The organism is Streptomyces sp. NPDC127114, from assembly GCF_042677525.1.
Lineage (GTDB): Bacteria > Actinomycetota > Actinomycetes > Streptomycetales > Streptomycetaceae > Streptomyces.
On the sequence record NZ_JBHXTJ010000089.1, the window covers coordinates 1 to 5,697 of the forward strand.

Annotated in this window: 7 protein-coding genes; 5 read left to right on the forward strand and 2 right to left on the reverse strand. The window is 73.4% G+C overall.

Annotated elements, in window-relative coordinates:
• Nucleotides 1-46 precede the first annotated feature (46 nt).
• Both ACFVGS_RS37265 and ACFVGS_RS37270 read right to left on the reverse strand, forming a co-directional pair.
• The gene (locus ACFVGS_RS37265) at nt 47-526 is read right to left on the reverse strand and encodes a Rieske (2Fe-2S) protein (RefSeq protein WP_385696915.1); all 480 of its coding nucleotides are present in this window, start codon (nt 524-526) and stop codon (nt 47-49) included.
• Nucleotides 527-571: 45 nt separating this feature from the next.
• The gene (locus ACFVGS_RS37270; RefSeq protein ID WP_384423570.1) at nt 572-907 is read right to left on the reverse strand and encodes a DUF952 domain-containing protein; all 336 of its coding nucleotides are present in this window, start codon (nt 905-907) and stop codon (nt 572-574) included.
• 208 nt (nt 908-1,115) lie between these two features.
• On the opposite strand from ACFVGS_RS37270, the gene aroH reads away from it, so the two are divergent.
• The 5 genes from aroH to der all read left to right on the forward strand — a co-directional run bounded on the left by aroH (nt 1,116) and on the right by der (nt 5,621).
• Complete coding sequence (gene aroH, locus ACFVGS_RS37275; RefSeq protein WP_384423569.1) at nt 1,116-1,478, forward strand: chorismate mutase; 363 nt, start codon at nt 1,116-1,118, stop codon at nt 1,476-1,478.
• Nucleotides 1,475-2,563 carry a prephenate dehydrogenase gene (locus ACFVGS_RS37280; protein WP_384423568.1) on the forward strand — a complete coding sequence of 363 codons (1,089 nt, stop codon included), beginning with the start codon at nt 1,475-1,477 and terminating at the stop codon, nt 2,561-2,563. Before aroH ends, ACFVGS_RS37280 begins: the two co-directional genes overlap by 4 nt.
• 228 nt (nt 2,564-2,791) lie before the next feature.
• Nucleotides 2,792-3,454 carry a (d)CMP kinase gene (cmk, locus tag ACFVGS_RS37285; protein WP_384423572.1) on the forward strand — a complete coding sequence of 221 codons (663 nt, stop codon included), beginning with the start codon at nt 2,792-2,794 and terminating at the stop codon, nt 3,452-3,454.
• Nucleotides 3,451-4,095, forward strand: a complete 645-nt coding sequence (locus ACFVGS_RS37290; RefSeq protein ID WP_384423567.1) for a lysophospholipid acyltransferase family protein — start codon at nt 3,451-3,453, stop codon at nt 4,093-4,095. The genes cmk and ACFVGS_RS37290 overlap by 4 nt, the downstream gene beginning before the upstream one ends.
• Nucleotides 4,096-4,172: 77 nt before the next feature.
• Entirely contained in the window at nt 4,173-5,621 is a 1,449-nt protein-coding gene (gene der, locus ACFVGS_RS37295; RefSeq protein ID WP_384423566.1) for a ribosome biogenesis GTPase Der, read from the forward strand.
• Nucleotides 5,622-5,697: the final 76 nt, after the last annotated feature.

A 5,697-nucleotide genomic window follows, 5' to 3' on the forward strand; every position in this document is an offset into this window, starting at 1 on the left:
GTCGATGACGCGGGGGCCGTCGGCGGCGAGATCCGCCGGACAGGCCCTAGGCCAGGGTGATCGTTCCCGACGAGACGTCGATCTGCTCGGCCGGCAGCGGGCGGGGCGCCGGGCCCGCGGCCACGGAGCCGTCCGCGATGCGGTACCTGGATCCGTGGCACGGGCAGTCGATCGTGCCGTCGGCCACCTTGTCCACGAGACAGCCCTGGTGCGTGCAGACCGCCGAGAAGGCCTTGAACTCGCCCTGCGCGGGCTGGGTCACCACGACCTTCGCGTCCTTGAAGACCGTGCCGCCGCCCACCGGGATCTCGGAGGTCTTGGCGAGCGCCCGGCGGCCGGAGGAGGCGGAGGCCGCCGGCGGGGACCCCGCTGCGGACGACGGCGCCGTCGGCGGCGCGGTCCCGTCCGTCGGCGCCGGGCTCTCCTCCGTACCGCCCGATCCGTCGTCACCGCAGCCGGTGACCAGGACCGTACCGGCGAGGAGGGCCGCACGGCGGGACAGGCGGAGTGGGGCGTCAGCAGTCATGGCGACCAGCTTGGCCAGCGCCCCGGGCCGCGCGCCGCGACACGCCTACGCCCAGGGCGTCAGCTCCCTCGCCCGGCCGTCCGCGTCCCGCCGTACCTCCAGGACCGCCGTCACCGCGGCCCGCTCGATCGGCCCGTACACGTGCGGGAAGAGCATGTCCTCCGAGCCCTCCCAGCGGACCTCGCCGCCCAGCCGCGACTCGTCGAGCACCAGGACGAGCAGCGGGCCGGGCACGTCTCGGTAGTGGGCGTCGGCGATGGCGAGGGCCGTGGTCTCGTCCGGCGAGCAGTGGACGAAGCCCTCGGCGGCGAGGGAGGGCGGGGCGTAGGGGAGGCCGGGGTCGGCGGACCATTCGTCCAGGGGTACGACGTGCAGCAGCATCCGACAGTTGTACCGCCACAGCGTGCGGCCGCGCCCGCTCGCGCTCACCGCGCCCGGCCACCCCGGGTGGCGGAACATGAAGTCACGGGCGTGATCGGCCGCCCGCGCATCCCGGGGCCCGTCTCGCAGGGCGGGCGCCACGACGGCGGCTCCGGACGGCTGACTAGGCTGGCCGGAGCACCGACGCAGGCGACGAAGGAGTGACGAGGTGGCGGTACGAGCGGTCCGAGGCGCCGTCCAGCTGGAGCGGGACGAGGCCGGGCACATGCACGAGCAGGTCGAGGAGCTGCTCACCGCCGTGCTCGAACGCAACGGACTGACCGCCGACGACCTCATCAGCATCTGGTTCACGGCCACACCCGATCTGCACAGCGACTTCCCGGCCGCGGCCGCCCGCCGCACCGGGATCGTCGACGTCCCCCTGATCTGCGCCCAGGAGCTCGACATCGAAGGTGCGATGCCGAGGGTCGTACGGCTCCTCGCACACGTCGAGTCGGAACTGCCCAAGTCCCGGATCGCGCACGTCTACCTCGGTGCCGCGGCCGCCCTGCGCAAGGACATCGCCCAGTGAGAACCGCGCTCGTCATCGGAACCGGCCTGATCGGCACCTCCGCCGCACTCGCCCTGGCCGGACGGGGCGTCACCGTCCACCTCCGCGACCACGACCCGGCCCGGGCCCGTACCGCCGCCGCGCTCGGCGCCGGCACGGACGCGGCGCCCGAGGGGCCGGTGGACCTGGTGATCGTCGCCGTACCGCCCGCGCACGTCGCCGGCACCCTCGCCGAGGCGATCGGCGCCGGGCTCGGCCGCGGCTACCTCGACGTGGCCAGCGTCAAGGGCGGTCCGAAGCGGGAGCTGCAAGAGCTGGGGCTCGACCTCACCGCGTACATCGGAACCCACCCGATGTCCGGCAAGGAGCGCTCCGGCCCGCTGGCCGCCACCGCCGACCTCTTCGAGGGCCGGCCGTGGGTCCTCACCCCGACCCGGGACACCGACACCGAGGTCCTCAACCTCGCCCTGGAACTGGTCGCCCTCTGCCGCGCCGTCCCGGTCGTCATGGACGCCGACGCCCATGACCGCGCGGTCGCGCTGGTCTCGCACACCCCGCAGCTCGTCTCGTCCATGGTGGCGGCGCGCCTCGAGAGCGCGGACGAGACGGCGGTACGGCTCTGCGGACAGGGCATCCGCGACGTGACCCGGATCGCCGCCTCCGACCCGCGCATGTGGGTCGAGATCCTCTCCGCCAACCCCGGACCCGTCGCCGACGTCCTCGCGGGCGTGGCCGCCGACCTGGACGAGACGGTACGGGCGCTGCGCTCGCTCCAGTCCGGCGACGAGGCCGAGCGGCGCGCGGGCGCCTCGGACGTGGAGGACGTCCTGCGCCGCGGCAACGCCGGCCGCGCGCGCGTCCCCGGCAAGCACGGCGCCGCCCCGACGGCGTACGAGACGGTCGCCGTGCTCATCAGCGACCAGCCGGGCGAGCTGGCCCGGATCTTCGCCGACGCGGGCCGTGCGGGCGTCAACATCGAGGACGTCCGCATCGAGCACGCGACCGGCCAGCAGGCGGGCCTGGTCCAGCTCATGGTCGAGCCCTCCGTGGCCCCGGTCCTGAGCGACGCCCTGCGGGAGCGGGGCTGGGCGCTGCGCACGAGCTGACGCCCCTGGGGTTTTCAAGGGCCCCGGGGGACGACCCGTCGGACGGAGTCCGGCGCAGCCGTCCGAAGCCCGGGAGGCCCCTTGGGGCCGAGCGGTGCGAGGGCGGCGGCGCATGATCCAGCCCGCTGGGCCGAACGGGTGCGGGGGACTCGGTAACCTTGTGGAGTCCCCCGTACATCCGCCGGGGGCTGCCGCTCACCCAGGAAGGCGTTCCCCACCGTGGAAACCGTGATCGTCGCCATCGACGGCCCCTCCGGCACGGGCAAGTCGAGCACCTCGAAGGCGGTTGCCGCCAAGCTGGGGCTGAGCTACCTCGACACCGGGGCCCAGTACCGGGCCATCACCTGGTGGATGATCAGCAACGGCGTCGACGTCACCGACGCCGACGCGGTCGCCAACGCCGCCGCCAAGCCCGTCATCGTCTCCGGCACCGACCCGGCCCGGCCCACCATCACGGTGGACGGCGTCGACGCCGCCGGCCCCATCCGTACCGAGGAGGTCACGTCCAAGGTCAGCGCCGTCAGCGCCGTCCCCGAGGTGCGGACCCTCATCACGGAGCTCCAGCGGTCCATCGCCCGCAACGCCGAGCGCGGCATCGTCGTCGAGGGCCGGGACATCGGCACCACCGTCCTGCCCGACGCCGACCTCAAGATCTTCCTCACCGCCTCTCCCGAGGCCCGCGCCGCCCGCCGCTCCGGCGAGCTCAAGGGCGTCGACGTCCACGCGACCAAGCAGGCCCTGATCAAGCGGGACGCGGCCGACTCCAGCCGCAAGACCTCCCCGCTCGCCAAGGCCGGCGACGCCGTCGAGGTCGACACCACCGACCTCACCCTCGACCAGGTCATCGAGTGCGTCGTGACGCTGGTGGAGGAGAAGAGGGCCGCCGAGTGACCCAGCCCTCACCGAAGGGCGCCGCCGTCGGCCGCCGCATCGGCATCGGGCTGATGTACGGCTTCTGGAAGCCGCGCGTGCTCGGCGCCTGGCGGGTCCCGGCCACCGGCCCCGTCATCCTTGCCGTCAACCACGCGCACAACATCGACGGCCCCATGCTCATGGGCACCGCCCCGCGGCCCGTGCACTTCCTCATCAAGAAGGAAGCGTTCGTCGGCCCGCTGGGTGCCTTCCTGGAAGGCATCGGGCAGCTCAAGGTGGACCGCGACTCCACCGACCGGACCGCGATAGGCAACGCCCTCGCGGTCCTCGACCACGGCGGCGTCCTCGGGATCTTCCCCGAGGGCACCCGCGGCGAGGGCGACTTCGCCTCGCTCCGCGCCGGGCTCGCCTACTTCGCCGTCCGCAGCGGCGCCCCGATCGTCCCGGTCGCCGTGCTGGGAAGCACGGACGCCCCCGGACGGTTGGTCAAGGGGCTGCCCCGGCTCCGCAGCCGGGTCGACATCGTCTTCGGCGACCCGTTCGAGGCCGGTGACGGCAGCGGCCGGCGCACCCGCAAGGCGCTGGACGAGGCGACCTTCCGCATCCAGGAACGGCTCACCGACCACCTGAAAAACGCCAGGCGCCTCACCGGGCGCTGAGCGACACTCTCAGTAGTGGGCCTCAGGCACACGCCGGCGAGGACCCACCGACCACGAATGATCAAGGAACGGACTTCATGAACGACCAGCACGACCACGGGGCACTTGGCGACGCCGAGTACGCGGAGTTCATGGAGCTCGCCGCGGAAGAGGGCTTCGACCTCGAGGACGTCGAAGGCGCGATCGAGGAGGCCGGGCACGGCCCGCTGCCCGTCCTCGCCGTCGTCGGCCGCCCGAACGTCGGCAAGTCGACCCTGGTGAACCGCATCATCGGCCGCCGCGAGGCCGTCGTCGAGGACCGCCCGGGCGTCACCCGCGACCGCGTCACCTACGAGGCCGAGTGGGCCGGCCGCCGCTTCAAGGTCGTCGACACCGGCGGCTGGGAGCAGGACGTCCTCGGCATCGACGCCTCCGTCGCCGCCCAGGCCGAGTACGCCATCGAGGCCGCCGACGCGTGCCTCTTCGTCGTCGACGCCACCGTGGGCGCCACCGACACCGACGAGGCCGTCGTCAAGCTGCTCCGCCGCGCCGGCAAGCCGGTCGTCCTCGCCGCCAACAAGGTCGACGGCCCCTCCGGCGAGGCCGACGCCGCGATGCTGTGGTCCCTCGGCCTCGGCGAGCCCTTCCCGGTCTCCTCGCTGCACGGCCGCGGCACCGGCGACCTCCTCGACGAGGTCCTCAAGGCCCTGCCCGAGGCCCCGGAGCAGCGCTTCGGCAACGCCGTCGGCGGCCCGCGCCGCATCGCCCTCATCGGCCGCCCGAACGTCGGCAAGTCCTCCCTCCTCAACAAGGTCGCCGGCGAGGAGCGGGTCGTCGTCAACGAGCTGGCGGGCACCACCCGCGACCCGGTCGACGAGCTGATCGAGCTCGGCGGCAAGACCTGGAAGTTCGTGGACACCGCGGGCATCCGCAAGAAGGTCCACCTCCAGGAGGGCGCGGACTACTACGCCTCGCTGCGCACCGCCGCCGCCGTCGAGAAGGCGGAGGTGGCCGTCATCCTCATCGACACCACCGACCACATCTCGGTCCAGGACCAGCGCATCATCACGATGGCGGTCGAGTCGGGCCGCGCCGTCGTCATCGCCTACAACAAGTGGGACGAGCTCGACGAGGAGCGGCGCTACTACCTGGAGCGCGAGATCGAGACCGAGATGCAGCAGGTCTCCTGGGCGCCCCGGGTCAACGTCTCCGCCAAGACCGGCCGCCACATGGACAAGCTGGTCCCGGCGATCGAGACCGCCCTCGCCGGCTGGGAGACCCGCGTCCCCACCGGCCGGCTCAACGCCTTCCTCGGCGAGCTGGTCGCCGCCCACCCGCACCCGATCCGCGGCGGCAAGCAGCCGCGCATCCTCTTCGGCACGCAGGCGGGCACCAAGCCGCCGCGGTTCGTGCTCTTCGCCTCCGGCTTCCTGGAGGCCGGCTACCGCCGCTTCATCGAGCGCCGCCTCCGCGAGGAGTTCGGCTTCGAGGGCACCCCGATCCACATCTCGGTGCGGGTGCGCGAGAAGCGCGGCAAGAAGAAGTAACGCGGCGCGGGAGCCGCGTCGGCGGCAGCAGCCGCAGACGGCCGAGGGCCGGGGCGTCGAAGCCCCGGCCCTCGGC